At 75.4% G+C, this 21,105-nt stretch carries 4 protein-coding genes; all 4 read right to left on the bottom strand.

Translation table 11 applies throughout. From position 1 onward, the window contains the following. Positions 1 to 4: 4 nt before the first annotated feature. From ACFC8N_RS25120 to ACFC8N_RS25105, 4 genes are read right to left on the bottom strand one after another with little or no spacing between them, the layout of a single operon-like run. Positions 5 to 5,779, bottom strand: coding sequence for an SDR family NAD(P)-dependent oxidoreductase (locus ACFC8N_RS25120; protein WP_376289924.1), 5,775 nt, complete (start codon positions 5,777 to 5,779; stop codon positions 5 to 7). Positions 5,780 to 5,784: 5 nt separating this feature from the next. Then, complete coding sequence (locus tag ACFC8N_RS25115; RefSeq protein ID WP_376289921.1) at positions 5,785 to 9,111, bottom strand: amino acid adenylation domain-containing protein; 3,327 nt, start codon at positions 9,109 to 9,111, stop codon at positions 5,785 to 5,787. Continuing rightward, complete coding sequence (locus ACFC8N_RS25110) at positions 9,108 to 12,425, bottom strand: type I polyketide synthase (RefSeq protein ID WP_376289919.1); 3,318 nt, start codon at positions 12,423 to 12,425, stop codon at positions 9,108 to 9,110. Before ACFC8N_RS25110 ends, ACFC8N_RS25115 begins: the two co-directional genes overlap by 4 nt. Next, positions 12,422 to 21,091, bottom strand: a complete 8,670-nt coding sequence (locus tag ACFC8N_RS25105; protein WP_376289917.1) for an SDR family NAD(P)-dependent oxidoreductase — start codon at positions 21,089 to 21,091, stop codon at positions 12,422 to 12,424. Before ACFC8N_RS25105 ends, ACFC8N_RS25110 begins: the two co-directional genes overlap by 4 nt. Between the last annotated feature and the right edge of the window lie 14 nt (positions 21,092 to 21,105).

The raw sequence follows: 21,105 nt of genomic DNA, 5'->3' as shown, positions 1-21,105 counted from the left end.
TCTCTCAGCTCTCCTGGTTCTCTTGGTCCGCGTCCGCCGCGAGCAGGCGGCGCAGCTCCGCCTCCACGTCGTCGTCGGACAGGCCCGCGAGCAGTTCCAGGCCGTCGTCCGGTTCCGCCTCGTCGCGGCTGAGGACCTCGATGGCGTCCTCGGGGCGCCGCGCCGCGCCGGGGCCCGCCGCCAGCAGGTCCGCGGTGCGCGCGACGGTGGGGTGCTCGAAGAAGGCCCGCAGGTCGAGTTCCGTGCCGAGGCGGTTCTTCAGCCGGGTGCCGACCTGGACCGCGGCCAGGGAGTGGCCGCCGAGGGCGAAGAAGTCGTCGTCGACGCCGACCCGGTCCACGCCGAGGATCTCCTGCCACACCTCGGCGATCTCCCGCTCCCGGGGGGTGCGGGCGGCGACGTACGGCGTGTCCAGGTCCGGGCGGGGATGGCTGCCGCCGGGCGGCGCGAACTGCCCCATCTCCTGTTCGAGCAGCTCGGGGGTGAGGGAGCGGGCCAGGTCGCGTACGGCCGTGAACTCCCGGTGGGAGACGACGAGATGGGCGGGCAGGTGCGGGGCGGCGAGCAGCCGGGCGAAGACGTCCTTGCCCTGCTGCTCGGTGATGCCCTCGGCGAGGGTGCGCAGGACCCCGCCGGCCCTCTCGCCGGGGCGGTCCTCGCCGGCCGCGTCCCGGCCGGGCGCCGGCTGCTCGACGGCACGCGTGATCTGCTCGCGCAGGCCCTCCAGGTCGTTGATCCGCTTGATGGTGAAGTCGCCGATCCGGGCCAGCAGCCGGCCGTCCGGGTCGAGGATCTCGATGTCGCAGGTGCTGGTCTCGCCCGCGGAGTCCGCGGCCCCCTTCACCTCGACATAGGCGTGCACGGTGCCGGTCAGGCCGTGGAAGACGCGCAGGCTGCGGTAGCTGAACGGCAGGTAGTAGGTGTCGGGCGCGTGGACCCGGGCGGTGCCGCCGGCCGCGTCGAGCAGTGCCGGGTGCAGCAGGTAGTGCTCCAGGTCGCCGTGGTACTCCTCGTCGAGGTGCAGGGTCGCCATCACGTGCCTGGGACCGACCTGGATCTCCCGCATGCACTTCCAGCGCGGCCCGAAGGAGAACTCGATCGGGCCGCCCTTCTCGAACCGGTCCAGCCGCAGCCCGAGTTTGATCGACTCGTCGGTGTCGAGGACCTCCGTCACCGCGCAGGCGGCCCGCAGCGCGGCCAGGTCGCGCACGGTGTCCGCGGCCGGCTCGTGGAAGGCGACGGTGCCGCGCGCGTGGTCGGTCCACGCCGCGGCCCCGGGGGCGCCGGTGCGGCTCTGCACCGCGAAGTGCCAGCCGCCGTCGCGTTCCTCGATCGTGGTGAAGACCTCGCGGCTCTGCCCGTCGGGGACGACGACCGGGATCATGTACTGCACGTCACCGATCTCGATGTCCCGCCCCGCGGCCTGCTCGGCGACGGCGGCCCGGACCAGCTCCAGGTAGGCGGTGCCCGGCACCAGACCGTGGCCCTGGATGCGGTGGTCGGCGACGATCCAGCTGTCGTCGGTGCTGAACACCGTGGCGTAGGTGCGGGACGTGGCGCCGGAGCGGACCAGGCGCCGCAGCAGCGGGTGGCCGTGCAGCGGGGTGCCGGAGTCGAGGCCGAACCGGGAGCCGAGGCCGGCGGCCATGCCGACGTCCCGCCAGGTGTCCCAGCCGACGGCGGTGACGGGCAGCCCGTCCGCCCGGCGCCGGTGCTGCGCCCACGCGTCGAGGAAGGCGTTGGCGGCGGCGTAGTCGCTCTGGCCGGGGCCGCCGAGGACGGCGGTCACGGAGGAGCACAGCAGCATGAAGTCCAGCTCGTCCGCGCGGCAGACCCGGTCGAGGACGATCAGGCCGTGCGTCTTGGCGGCGAGGACCTGGCCGGCGTCGGCCGCGGTCCTGGTGACGATCATGCCCTGCGAGGGCAGGCCGGCGGCGTGCACGACGCCGTTCAGCGGGCCCGCCGCCGCGCGCAGTTCGCCCACGGCGCGCAGCATCTGCTCCTCGTCGGTGACGTCGGCGCGGAGCACCACGACACGGGCGCCGAGGGATTCGAGGTGCCGCAGCCGCCGGATCCGGGTGCTGGTGGGGTCGGCCTCCTCGTGGGCGGCGAGGTGGGCGTCCCAGTCGGCGGGCGCCGGGAACGCGGAGCGGCCCAGCAGGCCGAGGACCGGCCGGTCGGCCGCGGCCGCGATGTGCTCGGCCATGGCGAGGCCGAGGCCGCCGAGGCCGCCGGTGACGAGGTAGACGCCACCGTCGCGCAGTCCGGTGCGCCCGCCGTCACCGGGGTCCGTCCGGTCGATCCAATCCACCCGGTCGAAGCCGCGCGCCCACACATGCCGCCCGCGCAGGGCGAGTTCGGTGCCGGTGTCCGTGCCGGTGAGGACGGCGTGCACGGCGGGTACGGCGTCCTCGCCCGGGGCGTCCGGGTCGGTGCCGGTGATGTCCAGGACCCGGCAGGCGGTACCGGCGGTCTCCTGGGGGATCACGGTGGCCGCGCCGAGCAGCAGGGCGTGCTCGGGCCGCAGCGGTTCGTCGCCGGTGACGTCGTACACGCCGCGGCACAGCACGTCGAGGACGGCCGGGGCGGGCAGGTGCCCGGCGCCCAGGGCCTGGGCGAGGGCGAGGAGGCTGTCGAAGCCGGTGCGGCGCGCGGCGTCCAGCCGCTCCCGGGTGGGCTCCGTGCCGTCGAAGGGGCCGTCGGCGGGGCCGTCGGCGGTGCTCCACAGGTGGACGAAGCGGAAGGACCGCCCGTCCCCGGCCGTGAGGGGAGGCGCGGCCAGGGACGAGACGAGTGCGGACAGGTGGTCACGGTCGGCGGGGTCCAGGGTCCAGGAGTCCTCGCCGGTGCGTTCCAGACCGTCGCCCGCGCGGACGCGCACGACGCGGTCGCCGGCGGCCGCGAGGCGCCCGGCGAGGCTGTCGCCGAGGGCGAGTCCGGCGCCGAGGACCACCCAGGTGTCGCCGGTGGCCGCGGCCCTGCCCGGGGCGGGCAGGGCGAGCCGCTGCCAGCCGGGGGTGTAGAACCAGCCGTCCGCGCCGGCGGCGGGAGCCGCGGTGCGGGGGGCTGCGGCGGGCTCCACCCAGTAGCGGCGCCGCTGGAAGGCGTAGCCGGGCAGCCGCACCGGGCGGCCGCCGTCCGGGCCCTGGACCGCGGCCCAGTCGACGGCGACACCGGCGCTCCACGCGGCGCCGAGCCCCGTCAGCAGGTGGGCGTCGTCCGGGACGTGCTCGCCGGGGTGCCGCAGGGAGCCGACGGCACTGCGGGCCTGACCCCAACCACGGTGCGCACGGGCGAAGTTGGCGAGGTTCTGGCCGGGTCCGACCTCCAGCAGGACGAGGCCGGGGTCGGCGAGCAGGACGTCGAGGGCGTCGCCGAACCGCACCGTCTGACGCAGATGGGCGCCCCAGTACTCGGGGCTGGTCGCCTGCTCGGCGGTGAGCCAGGTGCCGGTGACGTTCGACAGCACCGGGGTCCGCGGGGCGTGCAGGGTGACGCCGCGGACCGCCTCGGTGAAGGGGGTGACGGCGCCGTCCATGTCGGGGGAGTGGAAGGCGTGCGAGGTGTGCAGCCGGCGGCAGCCCACACCCTCGTCCCCGAGCCGCCGTTCGAGGGCGTCGACGGCCTCGGGGGTGCCGGAGACCACGGTGAGCGCCGTGGAGTTGACGGCGGCGAGCGCGAGACCCTCGCCGAGGCGGGCGGTGGTCTCCTCCTCGGACAGGAAGACGCTGAGCATGGCGCCGTGCGGCATGCTCTGGACCAGCCGGCCCCGGGTGGCGACCAGCCGTACGGCGTCCTGGAGCGAGAACACGCCCGCGAGGCACGCGGCGACGTACTCGCCGACGCTGTGCCCGACCATGGCGCGCGGCTCGACGCCCCAGGACTGCCACTGCCGGGCCAGGGCGAACTCCACGCAGAACAGCGCGGGTTGGGCGAGCCGGGTCTGCCGCAGCCGTTCCGCGGCCTCGGGACCCTCCGCGTCGAGCACCAGGGCGCGCAGGTCCTCCCCGAGGTGCGGGGCGAACAGCTCCGCGCAGCGGTCGAACTCGGCGGTGAAGACGGGCCGGCGGCCGTACAGGCCGCGGGCCATGCCGGGGTACTGGGCGCCCTGCCCGGGGAAGAGGAAGGCGACCGGGGCGGCGTCGGGCGCGGCGGCCGGGGCCGGGGCCTGCGCGAGCCTCCGCAGCGCGGCGACGGCCTCCCCGGTGGTACGGGCGACGGCGGCGCCGCGGTGCGGGAACTGGGCCCGGCGCCGGGCCAGGGTGTGGGCGACGGCGTCGAGGGGGGTGCCGGCGTCGGCCTCCAGGTGGTCGGCGAGCCGGGCGGCCGCCGCGGCGAGCGCGGGCGCGGACTTCGCGGACAGCGGCAGCAGCCGGGCCGGGGCCTCGGCCGCGGCCGTGCCGTCGGGCTCGGCCGGCTGCTCGGCGGGGGGCTCCTCCAGGACGACGTGGACGTTCGTGCCGCCGATGCCGAAGGAGCTGACCCCGGCCCGGCGCGGGGTGTCCGTGCGCGGCCAGGCACGCAGGTCGGTGTTGACGTAGAACGGGCTGCTGTCCAGCTCCAGGCCGGGGTTGGCCCGCTCCCAGTGCAGCGTCGGCGGGATCGCCTCGTGCCTGAGGGCGAGGGCCGCCTTGATCAGGCCGGTGACACCGGCGGCGGCGTCGAGGTGGCCGACGTTGCTCTTCACCGAGCCGATCGCGCACGTGCCCCGGGCGTCGGTGCCCGCGCGGTAGGCGCGGGTGAGGGCGGCGATCTCGATCGGGTCGCCCAGAGGGGTGCCGGTGCCGTGGGTCTCCACGTAGCCGACGGTGGCGGGGTCGACGTCGGCCAGGGCCAGTGCCTCGGCGACGACGTCGGCCTGGCCGTCGACGCTCGGCGCGGTGTAACCGGCCTTCAGGGAGCCGTCGTTGTTGACGGCGCTGGCGAGGACGACCGCGTCGACGCGGTCGCCCGCGGCCCGCGCGTCGGCGAGGCGGCGCAGGACGACGAGGCCGGCGCCGTTGCCGGGCACGGTGCCCTCGGCGTCCGCGTCGAAGGCGCGGCAGGTGCCGTCCGGGGAGAGGATGCCGCCGGGCTCGTACAGATAGCCGCCGCGCAGCGGGGAGCTGACGGACACGCCGCCGGCCAGGGCGATGTCGCACTCGCCGCTCACGAGGCTCTGGCAGGCGAGGTGCACCGCGGTCAGCGAGGTGGAGCAGGCCGTCTGGACGGTGACCGCCGGACCCGTCAGGCCCAGCTTGTACGCGGCGCGCGTGGCCAGGAAGTCCTTGTCCGAGGCGAGCATCACCTGGTACATGCCGGACTCGTCCAGGACCCGCTGGTTGTTCATGAGGTTGAACAGCAGGTACGTGTTGAGGCCGGCGCCCGCGAAGACGCCGATCCGGCCCTCGAAGCGGGCCGGGTCGACACCGGCGGACTCCAGGGCGTGCCAGGCGCATTCGAGGAAGACCCGGTGCTGGGGGTCGAGGAGTTCGGCCTCGCGGGGGCTGTAGCCGAAGAAGCCCTCGTCGAACAGGTCGGCGCCGTCCAGCACGCCCTTGGCCCGGACGTAGTCGTCGCGGGCCGGGAGCGCGGGGTCGACGCCGGACGCGGTGAGTTCCTCGTCGGACAGGACGCTGATGCCTTCGCGGCCCTCGGCGAGGTTGGTCCAGAAGGTCTCCACGTCGTCCGCACCGGGGAAGCGGCCGGCCATGCCGATGATGGCGACGCGATCGACGTCCTCGTGCTGGTCCTGGTCCTGCTGCTGGTCGTGCTGCTGGTCCTGGTGTGGCTGTGACACGTGGATCACCTGTCTCGGCGGGTGGAAGCCCGGCGTTCGGCCGCCTGCTGCCGCCGGTTGCGGGACTGACGTCGGTTCTGTGCGCGCTCCCGGGCGCCCTGCGTGGCGCTCCGGGGCTCGCCGCCACTGCCGCCGAGGCGGGCGGCGAGGGATTCGATCGTGGGGTGCTGGAACAGCTCGACCATGGTCAGCTCGTGGCCGAGCGTGGCCGCGAGGCGGGTGCGGAACTCGGCCATGAGCAGGGAGTGCCCGCCGAGGTCGAAGAAGGTGTCCCGCCTCCCGACGCGTTCGACGCCGAGCAGGTCGCGCCACAGCTCGGCGAGCGCGTGCTCCAGGCCGTCCTGCGGTGCGACGAACCGGGCGCCGAGGCCGGCCCGGTCGGTGCGCGGCTCGGGCAGGGCCTTGCGGTCGGTCTTGCCGCTCGGGGTGAGCGGCAGCGCGTCGAGCACCGTGAAGGAGGCCGGCACCATGTACTCCGGCAGCTGCTCGCGCAGGTGGGCGGCGAGGTCCCCGGCCCCGGGCACGGCGGCGCCGGCCGCGGTGACGTAGGCGGCCAGCCGCACATCGCCCGGGGCGTGCTCGCGGGCCACCACGACCGCCTCGCGCACCTCGGGGTGCCGGGTCAGCACGGCCTCGATCTCGCCGAGTTCGAGGCGCTGGCCGCGCAGCTTGACCTGGTGGTCGAGGCGGCCGAGGAACTCCAGCGCGCCGTCCGCGCGGTGCCGGGCGAGGTCCCCGGTGCGGTAGATGCGGGCCCCGGGGACGAAGGGGTCGTCCGTGAAGCGCTCGGCGGTCAGCTCGGGGCGGTTCAGATAGCCGCGGGCCAGGCCCCGGCCGCCGATGCACAGTTCGCCGGGGACACCGGCCGGCACGGGGCGGCCGTGGCGGTCCAGGACGTACATGCGGATGTTGGCGATGGGGCGCCCGATGGGCACCGGGCGGGTGTCGGCCTGCGGCCGGCAGTGCCAGGCGGTGACGTCGATGGCCGCCTCGGTGGGCCCGTACAGGTTGTGCAGCTCGGCCCCGTGCAGGTCCAGGAAGCGGTCCTGCAGGTCACGGGGGAGTTCCTCGCCGCTGCAGAAGACGCGCCGCAGACCGGCGGATCGTGCGGGGGACTCGGTGAGGAAGAGCTGCAGCATGGACGGCACGAAGTGGATCGTGGTGATCCGCTCGGCGGCGATGGTGTCGGCCAGGTAGGCGCTGTCACGGTGCCCCTCGGGCCGGGCCATGACCAGCGCGGCGCCGGTCATCAGCGGCCAGAAGAACTCCCACACCGACACGTCGAAGGAGAACGGCGTCTTCTGCAGCACCCGGTCGGTGGCGTCCAGACCGTAGGCCTCCTGCATCCACAGCAGCCGGTTGCGCAGGGCGGCGTGGACGTTCATCACACCCTTGGGGCGGCCCGTCGAGCCGGAGGTGAAGATGACGTAGCACAGGTCCTCGCCGTCCACGGGCACGCCGGGGTCGTCCGGGGACTGTACGGCCAGTTCGGCGGCGAGGTCCGCCACGCCCAGCACGGGGCACTCCAGGGCGGGCAGCCGGTCGGCCAGGGTGCCGTGGGTGAGCACCACGCGGGGCCGGGCGTCCTCGGCGATGGCGGCCAGCCGGGCGGGCGGCAGGCCGGTGTCGAGGGGGACGTACGCACCGCCGGCCTTGAGCACCGCGAGGAGGGTGACGACGAGGTCGAGGGAGCGTTCCATGGCGACGCCGACGAGGACGTCCCGGCCCACCCCGCGCCCGCGCAGCAGACGGGCGAGACGGTTGGCCCGCTCGTTCAGCTCGGCGTAGGTGAGGGACGTGCCGGCGTGGCGCACGGCCTCGGCGCCGGGGGTGCGGCGCACCTGCTCCTCGATGCACTCGTGCACCAGACCGTCGGGCCACTGCCGTTCGGTGGCGTTCCACTCCTCGACGACGCGCCGGCGTTCGGCCGCGTCGAGGAGGTCCAGGTCGCCGACGGGCACGTCCGGGCGGGCGGTGACCTGTTCGACCAGGCGGCGGAAGTGACCGGCGAGGCCGACGACGGTGGACTCGTCGAACAGGTCGCGGTCGTACTCGAACCAGCCGGTGACACCGCCGTCGGTGTCGAACGCCTGCAGTTCCAGATCGAATCGGGCGCCGACGCTGCGCACCGGGAGCCGGGTGAGGCGGGCACCGGCCATGGCGAGGGTGGGCACCGGTTCCCTGCCGTAGCTGAAGCTGACCTGGTACACCGGCGGCCGGCTGAGGTCGCGGGCGGTGTTGAGGTCGGTGACGATCAGCTCGAAGGGGACGTCCTGGTGGGCGTAGGCGCCCAGGCATGCGTCGCGGACGCGGGTGAGGACGGTCTCGAATCCGGCGTCGCCGCCGACGCCGACCCGGATGGGCAGGGTGTTGACGAAGTAGCCGATGAGCGGCTCGACCTCGGCGCTCGAACGCAGGGCGGTGGGCACGCCGACGACGATGTCGTCCTGGCCGGTGTAGCGGTGCAGCAGGATCTGGAAGACGGCGAGCAGCGCCATGTACGGGGTGGCGCCGTGCCGGCCGGCCAGCGCGGCCAGCTCGCCGATCAGGGCGGGCGGCAGGTCGATCGGCACGGAGCCGCCGTTGAAGCCCTGCACGGGCGGGCGGGGCCGGTCGGTGGGCAGGTCGAGGACGGCGGGGGCGCCGGCGAGGTGCTCGCGCCAGTACGCCCGGCCCCGCTCCCAGCCGCCGCCGTCCAGCTGCTGGTGCTGCCAGGCGGCGAAGTCGCCGTACTGGACGGCGAGTTCGGGCAGCTGCGCGGGGCGGTCGGCGGCGCCGGCCTCGTACAGCTCGGACAGTTCGTTCAGGAAGACCGCGAGGGACCAGCGGTCGGAGACGAGGTGGTGCATCGCGACGACGAGCACGGACCGGTCGGGGCCGGTGCGCAGCAGCCGGACCCGCAGCAGGGGACCGGTGCCGATGTCGAAGGGCTCGGCGAGGGCGTCCTCGATCCACCGCCGGTGGTCGGCGTCGGTGTACCGCGGACCGCTGAGATCGGTCTCCGGCACGTCGATGTCCAGGTGGTGGCGGACGACCTGGACGGGGACGCCGTCGCGTGAGCGGAAGGTGGTGCGCAGCGCCTCGTGCCGGCGGACGACCCCGGCGACGGCGGCGCGCAGCAGGCCGGTGTCGAGGGGGCCTTCGACCCGGACCGCGCCGGGCACGAGGTAGCCGGGGTTGCCGGGCCGGAGCTGTTCGAGGAACCAGGTGCCGCGCTGCAGGACCGCGAGCGGGAAGGTGTCCTCGGCCTGGCGCTGCGCGAGCAGGGCGTCGAAGCGGGCGCGCTCCTCGGGCGTGAGCGCGGCCAGCCGTTGGGCGAGGTCGTCGGTCACGGGCGTTCCTCCGGGCCGGGCACGGATGCGGTGGGGTCGGTGAGTTCGTCGAGCAGCGCCTTGGCGGCGTCGTCGGCCGCCCGGGGCACCCGCCGGATCGCAGCGGGTGCCCCGGAGCCGTCCTGCACGGTGCCCGTCAGGGAGGTGCCGCCGGTCGCGGCCAGCTCCTTGACGATCCTCCTGGCGACGCCGGCGATGGTCGCGCCGCCGAGGAAGTCGGTGATCTGCAGGGTGAGTCCGAGCCTGCTCTGGAGCTCGTTGCGCAGTTCGACGGCCATGAGGGAGTCCAGGCCGAAGCCGGTCAGCGGCTCGTCCGCGCCGATGTGGGCGGAGGTGGAGCCGAGGACGTCCTTGACGCTGAGCACGAACTGGGCGCACAGGGTGTCCAGGCGCTCGGACTCGCTCAGCTCCATCAGCTCGGCGGCGGTGGGGATGCGGCTCGCGCGGCGCCGGGTGCGCGAGGAGCGGCGGCCGGCGCGGGAGGCCCTGCCGCGCGAGCCGTCCGCGCCGAAGGCGTCCGAACCCGTGTCGTCGGCGCCCGCCTCGTCGGCGGCCGTCGGTGCGCTGCCGTCCCAGGGGCGCGGCGGCTGCCAGCAGCGGACCGGGTCGAAGGGGTAGGTGGGCAGCTGCGTCCTGGCCCGGGCGTAGTCACGGTCGAAGCCGGCCCAGTCGACGGGGGCGCCGGCCGCGTACAGCTCGGCGACCGTGGGCAGCAGGACCTCCCAGTCGTCCTGCTTCGGCCGCAGGCTGGGCAGCAGCAGGTCGTCGTGGCCGGGCGGCAGGGCGTCGCTGATCACCCCGAGCAGGGTCGGGGCGGGGCCGACCTCGACGAAGGTCCGGTAGCCCATGGACCGCAGGGTGCGCACACCGTCGGTGAACCGTACGGTGCCGCGCACGTGCCGGCACCAGTAGTCGGGGTCCGGCGCCTGGTCCCACGGCCACAGCTCGCCGGTGACGTTGGAGACCAGCGGGATGCGCGGCGCGGTGAAGGCGAGCTTCTGCGCGGCCCGGCGCAGCGGCTCCAGGACCGGGTCCATCAGCGGGGAGTGCCCGGCGGAGGCGATGCGCAGCTGCTTGGCCTTGACGCCGCGGGCGCTGAAGGCGGCGCACACGGCCTCGACGAGCTCGCGCTCGCCGGAGACCGCGATGTTCGCCGGGCCGTTGACCGCGGCGACGGCGATCCGGCCGGGGTGCGCGGCCAGCTCGGCGGCGACCTCCTCCTCGGAGGCGAAGATCGCGGCCATGGTCCCGGGCAGGCAGAACTCCTCGATGATGCGGGCGCGTTCCACCGCGAAGGCCAGGCCGTCCTCCAAAGACATCGCGCCCGCGACACAGGCGGCGACGCACTCGCCGAAGCTGTGGCCGAGGACGGCGGCGGGGGTGATGCCCCAGGAGCGCCACAGCTGTGCCATGGCGTACTCGACGACGAAGGTGGCGGGCTGGGCGTAGGCGGTGTCGTTGATCCGCGTGTCGTCGGGGGCGTCGGGGAACAGGACGTCCAGCAGCGGCCGTTCGAGCAGCGGGCGCAGGATCTCGGCGCACCGGTCGACGGCGCGCCGGAAGGTGGGCTGGGTGTCGTACAGGCCGCGGGCCATGCCGGGCCGCTGGGCGCCCTGGCCGGTGAAGAGGAAGACGACCTCGGAGCTGTCGGCCTCGCCCTGGACCAGGCCGGGCGCGCTGTCGCCGGCGGCGAAGGCGGCGAGCTGCCCGGCGACCTCCTGGCGGGTGGCGCCGACGGCGGCGAGCCGGTGGCGGAAGTGGGAGCGGCCGGTGCCCGCCGAGTGGGCCAGGTCCGCGAGCGAGGCGTCGTCGTCGCCCGCGAGCCGCTCGGCGTAGCGGGCGGCGAGGGCGGCGAGCGCGGTCTCGCTGCGGGCGGACAGCGCGAGGACGGAGGCGGGCCTGCGGTCGTCCGCGGCGGCCGGCGCGGACGCGGCCGGGGCCTGCTCCAGGATCAGGTGGACGTTGGTGCCGCTCAGCCCGAAGCTGCTCACCGCGGCCGTGCGGGGGCCGCCGGTCCGCGGCCAGGGGGTGAGCCGGGTGGGCACCTGGAAGGTGGTGCCGTCGAAGGAGATGTTGGAGTTCAGCCGGGAGAAGTGCAGGTTCGGCGGGATCTCGGCGTGCTCCAGGCACATCGCGGCCTTGATGAGACCGGCGATGCCGGCGGCGGCCTCCAGGTGCCCGATGTTGGTCTTGACCGCGCCGAGGTAGACCGGCGCGCCCTTCTCGCGGCCGTACACGTCGGCCAGGGCCTCGGCCTCGATGGGGTCGCCGAGGCGGGTGCCGGTGCCGTGGGTCTCGACGTAGCCGACCTGGTCGGCGCTCACCCCGGCGGCGGCCAGGGCGCGGCGGAACACATCGCGCTGGGCGGCGCCGTTGGGCGCGGTGATGCCGGCGCTGCGGCCGTCCTGGTTGACCGCGCCGCCGCGGACGACGGCGAGGACGCGGTCCTTGTCGCGCAGGGCGTCGGAGAGCCGCTTGAGGACGACGACGCCGCAGCCCTCGCCGCGCACATAGCCGTCGGCACTGTCGGAGAAGGTCATCGCGCGGCCCTGCCGGGACACCGAGCCGAACTGCGACTGGGAGATCATCAGCAGTGGCGACAGCACCACGTTGACGCCGCCGGCCAGGGCCATGTCGCACTCGCCCAGGCGCAGGCTCTGGCAGGCCTGGTGGACGGCCACGAGCGAGGCGGAGCAGGCGGAGTCGACGGTCAGGTTGGGGCCGCGCAGGTCGAGGAGGTAGGCGATGCGGGCCGGGATGAAGGACTGGGCGGCGCCGGAGCTGGTGTAGGCGCTGACGTCGTCGGGGTGGCGCAGCTGCGCGGTGATGTAGTCCCAGGAGGCGGCGCCCATGAACACGCCGGTGCGGCTGCCGGCGAGGCCGGAGGGGGCCTGGCCCGCGTTCTCCAGCGCCTCCCAGCACACTTGCAGGCTCAGCCGCTGGGCCGGGTCCATCGCCAGGGCCTCGCGCCGGGAGATGCCGAAGAAGTCGTGGTCGAACAGCTCGATGCCGTCGAGGAACGCGCCGGAGCGGGTGTAGATCTTGCCCGGCTTGCCGGCCTCCTCGTCGTAGAACGCCTCGTGGTCCCACCGTCCGGCGGGGATGTCGCCCACGGCGTCGGTGCCCTCGGCGAGCAGCCGCCAGTAGGAGGCGGTGTCGGTGACGCCGCCGGGGAAGCGGCAGCCGGTGCCGACGATGGCGACGGGTTCGCTGCGGGCCCGCTCGTACTCCTCGACCTGGCGCTGGAGGCGGTCCATCGTCAGGTAGGCGCGCTTGAGCGTCTCGGCCGCGGTCAGTTCCTGTCCCGGTGTCATCGCCGGTCCCCCTCGTCGATCTGGGTGGTCTTGGCCATCAGGAGTGCTTCGAGTTCCGTGGCGGACAGCGCGTCGAGATCCGTCGGGCCGTCCGCGGCGAGCGGGCCCGCGCCGTCGGGGGTCCGCGCCGGCGCGGCCGGCGCGCGGGACGCGGCGGGTGCGTCCGGTTCGTCCGGCCGCTGCCCGTCCGGGACCCGGCCGGGCTCCAGCTCGATCTCCATGCGGTCGGCCAGGTACGGCACGAGGGCGTCGACGGTCGGGAAGCGCCAGGTGATGGTGGAGGGCAGCTGGATGTGCAGCGAGGACTCCAGGGACTTGCGCAGCTCCAGGGAGAGCAGCGAGTCGAGGCCCATGCTGGTGAGGGGGGCGCCGGTGTCGATCCTGGCGGGTTCGGCGCCGACGACGCGGGCGGTGACGGCCCGGCAGTGCTCGGTCAGTACGGCCCTGCGGCGGCGGCCGGGCTCGACCGCGAGCATCTGGCGGCGCACCTCGTCGCGCGCTCCCGCGGCGCCCCGGGCGTCCTCGCCGGGCTCGTCGAGGAGGGTGCGCAGCAGGCCGCCGCCGTGGTGGCCGCGGAGCTTCTCGCGGTCCAGCGGCAGGACGCACACCTGGGTGGCGTCGGCGCCCAGGATCCGGTCGAGGGCGGCGATGCCCTGCTCGGGGCTGATGCTCTCGATGCCCCGGGCGGCCAGCGCGCCGCCGCGCTCGGGCCGGGCGGCGAGGCCGATCCGCGACCAGGGGCCCCAGTCGATGCTCAGCGCGGGCAGGCCCAGGGAGCGCCGGTGGTGGGCCAGGGTGTCGAGGAAGGCGCTCGCGGCGGCGTAGTTGCCCTGGCTGGCCGAGCCGAGGACGGCGGCGGCCGAGGAGTACAGGACGAAGAAGTCCAGCTCGCGCTCCACGGTGGCCCGGTGCAGGTGCCAGGCCGCGGCCGACTTCGGGCCCGCGACGGCGCGGAACCTCTCCTCGTCGAGACCGGTGAGCAGACCGTCGTCGAGGACGCCCGCGGCGTGCACGATCCCCGCGAGCGGCGGCAGGGAGCCGTCGACACGGGCCAGCAGGTCCTCGACGGCGCGCCGCTCGGACACGTCGGCGGCGAGGACGGTCACCTCGGCCCGGGCCCGCAGGTCTTCGAGGACCGGCTCGGCGTCCGGGCCGGGTGCGCCGCGGCCGACCAGGACCAGGTGGCGGGCGCCCCGGGCGACGAGGTAGCGGGCCGTCTCCAGGCCGAGTGCGCCGAGCCCGCCGGTGATCAGGTAGGTGCCGAAGGGGCGTACCGGCGCGGCGCCCGGAGCGGTGGTGACGGTCTCGTCGGCGGCCGGCACGAGCACGAGCTTGCCGGTGTGGCGGGCCTTGGCCATCGCGGTGAAGGCGGCGGGGGCGTCGCCGAAGCCGTGGACGGTGACGGGCAGGGCGGTGAAGTCGCCGTGCTCGAAGCCCTGGACGACGTCGGCGAACAGCGCGGCGATCTCGCCCGGCTCCTCGCGGATGGTGCGTTCCAGGTCGACGGCGAGGAAGGCGCGGTTGTCCTTGAAGAACTCCAGGCCGATGTGGCTGTTGTCGTAGATGTCGCGCTTGCCGATCTCCACGAAGCGTCCGCCGGGCGCGAGCAGCCCCAGGGACCGTACGAGGGTCTCGCCGGAGGTGGAGTTGAGGACCACGTCGACGCCGCGGCCGCCGGTGAGGGCGGTGATCTCGGCGGCGAAGTCGAGGGTGCGCGAGTCCATGACGTGCTGGACGCCGAGGCCGCGCAGCATCTCGCGCTTGGCGGGGGTGCCGGCGGTGGCGAACACCCGGGCGCCGCGGCGGCGGGCGACCTGGAGCGCGGCGAGGCCGACGCCGCCGGTCGCGGAGTGGATGAGCACACTGTCGCCCGCGCGCAGCCGGCCGAGGTGTTCGAGGCCGTACACGGCGGTGAGGAAGGCGATGGGCACGGCGGCGGCCTGCTCGTCGTCGAGGGCCGCCGGGGCCGGGGCCACCAGGTGTGCGTCGAGGGTGACGAAGGCCGCCATGGCGCCGGGGCCGGCGGCGATGACCCGGTCGCCGACCCGGTGCCCGCGCACGCCGTCGCCGACGGCGGTGATCCGGCCGGCGCACTCGGCGCCGAGCGGCACGACGCCTTCGGCGCCGGGGTAGGAGTCGAGGGCCTTGAGGACGTCGCTGAAGTTCAGGCCCGCGGCGGTGACCTCGATCTCGATCTGGCCGGGACCGGGCGGGGTGCGGTGCCACCAGGTCGGGCGCAGGCCGGCCAGGGTGCCGGGGCGGAGGGCCAGCAGACGGTGGTTGCCGTCGCGGGCGGCGTCGAAGTGCCAGGCGGGACGCCGGTCCTCGGCGGGCCGGCCGGCGGGGGCCCAGGGCTGGAGCGCGGGCGTCAGGCGTCCCTCGCCGCGCAGGGCGACCTGGTCGTCGTCGCCGGGGCGCAGCACCTCGTCGAGCAGGTGGGCGCCCTCGGCCGCCGGGCGGGCCGGGTCCAGGTCGACGACGGTGGTGCGCAGCTCGGTGTGCTCCAGGCCGATCACCCGGGACAGACCCCACAACGGGGCCTGTCCCACGGCCAGTTCGTCCCCGTCGGCGGCGCGCTGGGCGCCGCGGGTGACCAGGACCAGGCGGGGGGCGGGGTCCTGGCCGGCGCGGGCGAGTTCCTGCACGAGGTGCAGTACCGGCAGGCAGACGCCGCCGTCCTCGCCGGGGCCGGCGTCCAGGGCCCACGCGTGGACGATGCCGTCCGGGCGGACGCCCGCGTCGGCCAGGTCGGCCAGCAGCGCGGTGAGGTCCTCGCGGCGCTCGGGGTCGAGTTCGTAGCGTTCCGCGCCCGCCTTGCGGTAGGCGGGGCCCGCGGTGACGGTGAGGCAGGTGGCGCCGCGCGAACGCAGTGCGGTCGCGAGGCCGGCGGCGGTGGTGCCGGTGTCGGCGAACAGCAGCCAGGTGCCCGGCTGTTGCCCGGTCGCGGGGGAGTCGGCGGGGGCGGGGCGCCAGGCGATGTCGAGCAGCGTCTCACCGAGCGGGTCGGCGGCCTCGGTGCGCTCCAGGCGCTCCAGGGTGATGCCGGTGACCTCGCCGACGGCGGTGCCCGCGTCGTCGTACAGGACGACGGTGGCGCCGGTGATCCGCTCGGCGCCGGGTCGCGCGGTGACGGCGGCGTGGGCCCAGCGGGGTTCGGCGCGGTCGGTGAAGAGGGCGAAGCCGCCGACGGCGACCGGCAGGTAGGTGGCGTCGAGGGGGGTCTCCTGCGCGTCGAGGGCGGCGGCGAGGACCTGGAGGGCGCTGTCGAGCACGGCCGGGTGCACGGGGTGCTCGCCGCGGTCGGCGGTCAGCGCGGTCCGCTCGCGCAGCCGGGCGACGGCCTCGGCCCGGCCCCGCCACAGCTCCTCGACGCCCTGGAACGCGGGGCCGTACGCCAGTCCGGCGCGGCGCAGCGCGGTGTAGTGGTCGTCGGCCGCGCCGGCGGTGGCGCAGCGCGCCCGCACGGCGGCGAGCGGTTCGGCACCGGTGCCCGGGGCGGCGCGGCGGAAGCCCGCCCGCGCGGCCTCGGTCCACTCCTCGTCGGCGCCGGACCGGGTGAACAGCCGCACCGTGCCGGTGTCGGCGGTGCCGGGCAGCAGGACGAGCTGGAGCGTGCTGTCCTCGGCCTGCTCGGGCACCACGGTGAGCCGGGTGAGGGCGACGTCGTCGAGGGCGGCGCCGTCACCGAGGTGCGCGCGGGCCGCGGCGAGCGCGGCGTCCAGCACCAGGGCGGCGGGCAGGACGGGGCTGCCGCCGACCTGATGGTCCGTCAGGTAGGGGAACTCCGCGAGGCCGACGGGCGCCGACCAGTGGACGGTGTGCGGCGTCAGCGCCGACACGGTGCACTCGCGCAGGACCGGGTGGCCGCGGTGCGCGGCCGGCCGGCCGGGCCGCCGCTCGTACCAGCTGCGGGTGCGCTGCCAGGGGTAGGCGGGCAGGTCGGCCATGGGGCCGGCCGGGCCGTGGACGCGGGTGAAGTCGACCGGGTGCCCTGCGGTGTAGAGGCGGCCGAGTTCGGCGAGGGCGGTGGCCCGGCCCGGCTGGTCCCGGCGCAGCGAGGAGACCGCGACCGCGTCGTCGTACGACGCCAGGCGCTCGGTGACGGCGTCGGTGAGCATCGGGTGCGGCGAGACCTCGACGAACACGGTGTGTCCGGTGTCGGCGAGCGCGGTGACGGCGGTGTCGAACAGCACCGGCCGGGTGAGGTTGGACGCCCAGTACTCGGCGTCCAGGCGGTCGCCGGGGACGGTCTCGCCGGTGCCGGTGGAGATCATCGGGATCGCGGTCGGCCGGGGCCGCAACGCGGCCAGCTGCCGCCACAGTTCGGCGGCGACGGGCTCCATCAGGGGGCAGTGGGAGGCGAACTCGACCGACTCCAGGACCTTGCAGTAGAGCCCGTCGTCCGCCAGGGACTTGGCGAACTTCTCGACGGCGGGGCCCTCGCCGGAGAACACGGTGGAGTTCGGGCTGTTGGCGGCCGCGATCCACACCGGCCCCGGGCCGCGCTCGGCCAGCAGGGCGCGGGCCCGGTCCAGGGAGACGCCCGCGACGGCCATCCGGCCCTTTCCGGTGGCCGCGTGCAGGACGGTGCCGCGGTGCAGGGCGATCAGGAGGGCGTCCTCCAGCGAGATCGCGCCCGCGACCTGGGCGGCGGCGATCTCGCCGACGCTGTGCCCGACGACCGCGGCGGGCTCGACGCCCCAGGAGCGCCACAGGGCGGCCAGTGCGATCTGCACGGCGGTCAGGGCGGGCTGGCCGACGGCGGTGTCGAGCAGCCGGGAGTCGGCCGGAGCGGCCGCGAGCTGGTCGAGCAGCGACCAGTCGGTGTGGCGGCGCAGCAGGGCGTCGGCCCGCTCCAGGACGGCGCGGAACACCTTCTCCCCGGCGAGGTCGCCGGTGAGCAGGTCGGCGGCGAGCGGCCACCAGCGGGGCCCCTGCCCGGAGAAGACGAACACCGGCCTGTCCTGCCGGCCGGCCCGGCGCACTCCGGAGCTGAGGCCGGTGGCGTCCTCGGCGCGGCCGAACGCGGCGAGCGCGCCGCGCAGTTCGGCGGCCGTGGTGCCGACGCAGGCCAGCCGGTGCTCGTGGTGGCTGCGCCGGACGGCGGCGGCGGAGGCGAAGGCGCCCACGGGCGTGGTGTCGGTCAGCTTGTCCGCGTAGCGGGCGGCGAGGTCGCGCAGGGCCTGCTCGTCCCGGGCGGAGACGGTCAGCAGCACGGCGCCGTCGGACCCGGCGCCGTCGCGGCCGGCGGTCCGGGGCGGTTCCGCCACCACGACATGGGCGTTGGTGCCGCCGAAGCCGAAGGAGCTGACGCCCGCGAGGGCGGGGGCACCGGTGGGCCACGGCTGGAGGGTGTCGGCGACCCGCAGGGGCAGGTCGGCGAAGGGGATGTGCGGGTTGGGGGAGCGGTAGTGCAGGGTCGGCGGCACCATGCGGTGGCGGACCATCAGGGCCGTCTTGATCAGACCGCCGATTCCCGCGGCGGCCTCCATGTGCCCGAGGTTGGACTTGACCGAGCCGATCAGGCAGGGCCGGTCCGGGGCGCGGCCGTCACCGAGGACCGCGCCGAGGGCCTTGGCCTCGATCGGGTCGCCGAGGATGGTGCCGGTGCCGTGGGCCTCCACGTAGGCGATGTCGGCGGCGCGCACGCCGGCCCGCGCGTGGGCGGCGCGTACGACCGCCTCCTGGGCCTTCGGGTTGGGCGCCATCAGCCCGTTGCTCGCGCCGTCCTGGCCCACGGCGCCGCCCCGGATCACGGCGTGCACGGGGTCGCCGTCGGCCAGGGCCCGGCCGAGCGGCTTGAGGATCACCACGCCGGCGCCCTCGGAGCGCACATAGCCGTCGGCCCCGGCGTCGAACGGCTTGCAGCGGCCGTCGGCGGACATCACTCCGGCCTTGCTGAAGTTGATGGCGAAGGCCGGGGAGAGCACGAGGTTGACGCCGCCGGCGAGGGCCAGGTCGCACTCGCCGCGGGCCAGGCTCGCGCACGCCTGGTTCACCGCCACCAGCGAGGAGGAGCAGGCGGAGTCGACGGCCATGCTCGGGCCGTGCAGGTCCAGCAGGTACGAGATGCGGTTGGCGGCGATGCTCAGCGCGCTGCCGGTGCCGGTGTAGGCGTCGATGGCGTCGAGGTCGCCCAGCTGGCCGGTGGCGTAGTCGAAGGTGGAGATGCCGATGAACACGCCGGTCTGTGTGCCGGACAGCGAGCCGGTGGGCACGCCCGCGTTCTCCAGGGCCTCGAAGGAGACCTCGGCGAGCAGCCGCTGCTGCGGGTCCATACGGGCGGCTTCCGCCTGCGAGATGCCGAAGAAGCCCGCGTCGAAGCGGTCGACGTCGTCGACGAAACCGCCCCAGCGGCTGTTGGTGCGGCCGGGCGCCGAGGGGTCCTCGTCGGTGAACTCCTCGGTGCGCCAGCGCGACGCGGGCACCTCGGTGACCGCGTCGCGGCCCTCGCTCAGCAACTGCCAGAAGCTGTCGGGGCCGTCGACGCCGCCGGGGAAGCGGCAGCCGATGCCGATGATGGCGATCGGCTCGTCCGCACCGGGCACGTCCGTGGTGTCCGCGGTCGCCGGTGCGGTTGCCGGGGCCGTGAGGGTGGTGGCGGGCTCGTCGGCGGCCGCGGGCGCCGCGGGGCCGGCGGGCCGCCCGGCCAGGTGCCGGGCCAGCTTGGCGGCGGTGGGGTGCTCCCAGACCAGGCCGGCTTCGAGCGGGACGCCGAGGCGGCGTTCCAGGTCGCCGACCATCGTGACCATCTCCACGGACCGCAGCCCGTATCCGGCGAACGGCAGCTCCGGGTCGATGGTGCCGAGCGGCCTCCCGGTCGCGGCGGCCAGCGCCTCGCGCAGCCACAGCTGGATCACGGCGGCGTCCGGTACGGCGCTGACCGCGCCCGCCGCCGCCTGCGTGTCCTGCACCGCCGGGCCGGAGCCGGCCTCGTCCGCCCGCCACAGCGCGAGCGGCTCGAAGGTACCGGCGAGGAGGTCGTTGACGCAGGCCTGGCGCTGGAGTTTGCCGCTGGAGGTCTTCGGCACCGTCCCGGTGCGGGCCAGGGCGACGATGTACGGCTGCAGGCCGTGCTCGCGGGCGACCTCGGCGCGGATCGCGTCGATGACCCGGGCGCGGTCCTCGGGCGAGCGGCTGCCGCGGTACTCCTGGACGACGACGAGGCGTTCCTCGCCGTCGATCTCGCGCGCGCCGGCCACCCCGCAGCCCGGCCGCAGGCCCGGGTCGACGCTCTCGACGGTGCGCTCGATGTCCTGCGGGTAGTGGTTGCGGCCCGCGACGATGACGACGTCCTTGATGCGGCCGGTGACGTAGATCTGGCCGCCGTCGGAGAAACCGAGGTCGCCGGTACGAAGGAACGTTCCCTCTCCGGTGTCGAGGCGGGCCCGGAAGGTCTCCTCGGTGGCCTCGGGGCGGCGCCAGTAGCCGTGTGCGACGCTCGGCCCCGAGACCCATATCTCGCCGACCCGGCCGTCGGGCAGGGCGGCGTGGGTCCGCGGGTCCACGACGGCGACGCGCTGGTCGTGGAGGGAGACGCCGCAGCTGGGCAGGTTGCGCGAGGCCTCGCCCGGGGCCGCGTCCTCGGCGGTGCCCACCAGGAGCGCCTCGGCCCGCAGGTCGCGGTGGACGGGCTCGGCGGCCGGGTCCCCGGTGGAGACCACCAGGGTGGCCTCGGCCAGACCGTAGGACGGGGCGTGGGTGGTGGGCCGGAAGCCGCACTCGGCGAAGGTGCGCGAGAACCGGTCCATGGTCTGCTTGCGGACCGGCTCCGCGCCGTTGAGGGCGACGCGCCAGGTGCTCAGGTCCAGGGTCTGCCGGTCCTCCTCGGTGACCTTGGCCACCGCGAGGTCGTAGGCGAAGTTCGGGGCGGGGCTCGCGGTGGCGCCGGCGTCGGAGATCGCGCGCAGCCAGCGCAGCGGCCGCTTCAGGAACGAGTACGGCGACATGAAGGTGACCGGGTAGCCGCCGTGGGCCGGGGTGAGCAGGCCCATGATGAGGCCGAGGTCGTGGAAGGGCGGCAGCCAGCTCACCATGTGCTGGCGGAGGTCGCCGGCGAAGAACTGCCGGTTCATCTCCGAGATGTTGTGCATCAGGTTGCCGTGGCTGACCATCACGCCCTTGGGGCTGCTGGTGGAGCCGGAGGTGTACTGCAGGAACGCGAGGTCGTCGAGACCGGTGCCGGGGGCGCGCCAGCTGTCGGCGGCGGCGGTGTCGATGTCGTCGACGGCGATCCAGACGATGTCCCGCAGCGCCGGGGCGTGTTCGGCGAAGCGCTCGACGAGGGCGACCGTCGCGGCGGGCGCGAGGACCACGGCGGGCTCGGCGTCCTCGACGATGGCGGTCAGCCGCGGCAGGGTGCGCATCGGGAACGCCGGGTCCGGCGGGTAGACCGGCACGGCGATGACGTCGGCGTACAGGCAGGCGAAGAACGAGGTGACGTAGTCCAGTCCGGCCGGGCACATGATCAGGGCGCGCTCCCCGGCGGGGAAGCGCTCCTGCAGCGCCGCGGCGATCGTGCGGGCGCGCAGGTCCAGCTCGGCGTTGCCGAGGGTCTGTGGCTCGCCCTCGCCGTCCACGAGGAAGCGGAAGATCGAGTCCTGTGCGTGCTCGCCCAGGACCGTACGGAAATGGTCGACAAGCGATCGTGCGTCCCGGCCCGGCATCCGACCGTCCTCTC

Source organism: Streptomyces sp. NPDC055966, from assembly GCF_042269865.1.
In the GTDB taxonomy this organism is placed as follows: domain Bacteria; phylum Actinomycetota; class Actinomycetes; order Streptomycetales; family Streptomycetaceae; genus Streptomyces.
This window is presented reverse-complemented; position numbering and strand designations above follow the sequence as displayed.

Bases quoted from the DNA above. Each gene is read 5' to 3' on its own strand.
- ACFC8N_RS25110 (WP_376289919.1), bottom strand. From the start codon at position 12,425: ATGACACCGGGACAGGAACTGACCGCGGCCGAGACGCTCAAGCGCGCC.
- ACFC8N_RS25105 (WP_376289917.1), bottom strand. From the start codon at position 21,091: ATGCCGGGCCGGGACGCACGATCGCTTGTCGACCATTTCCGTACGGTC.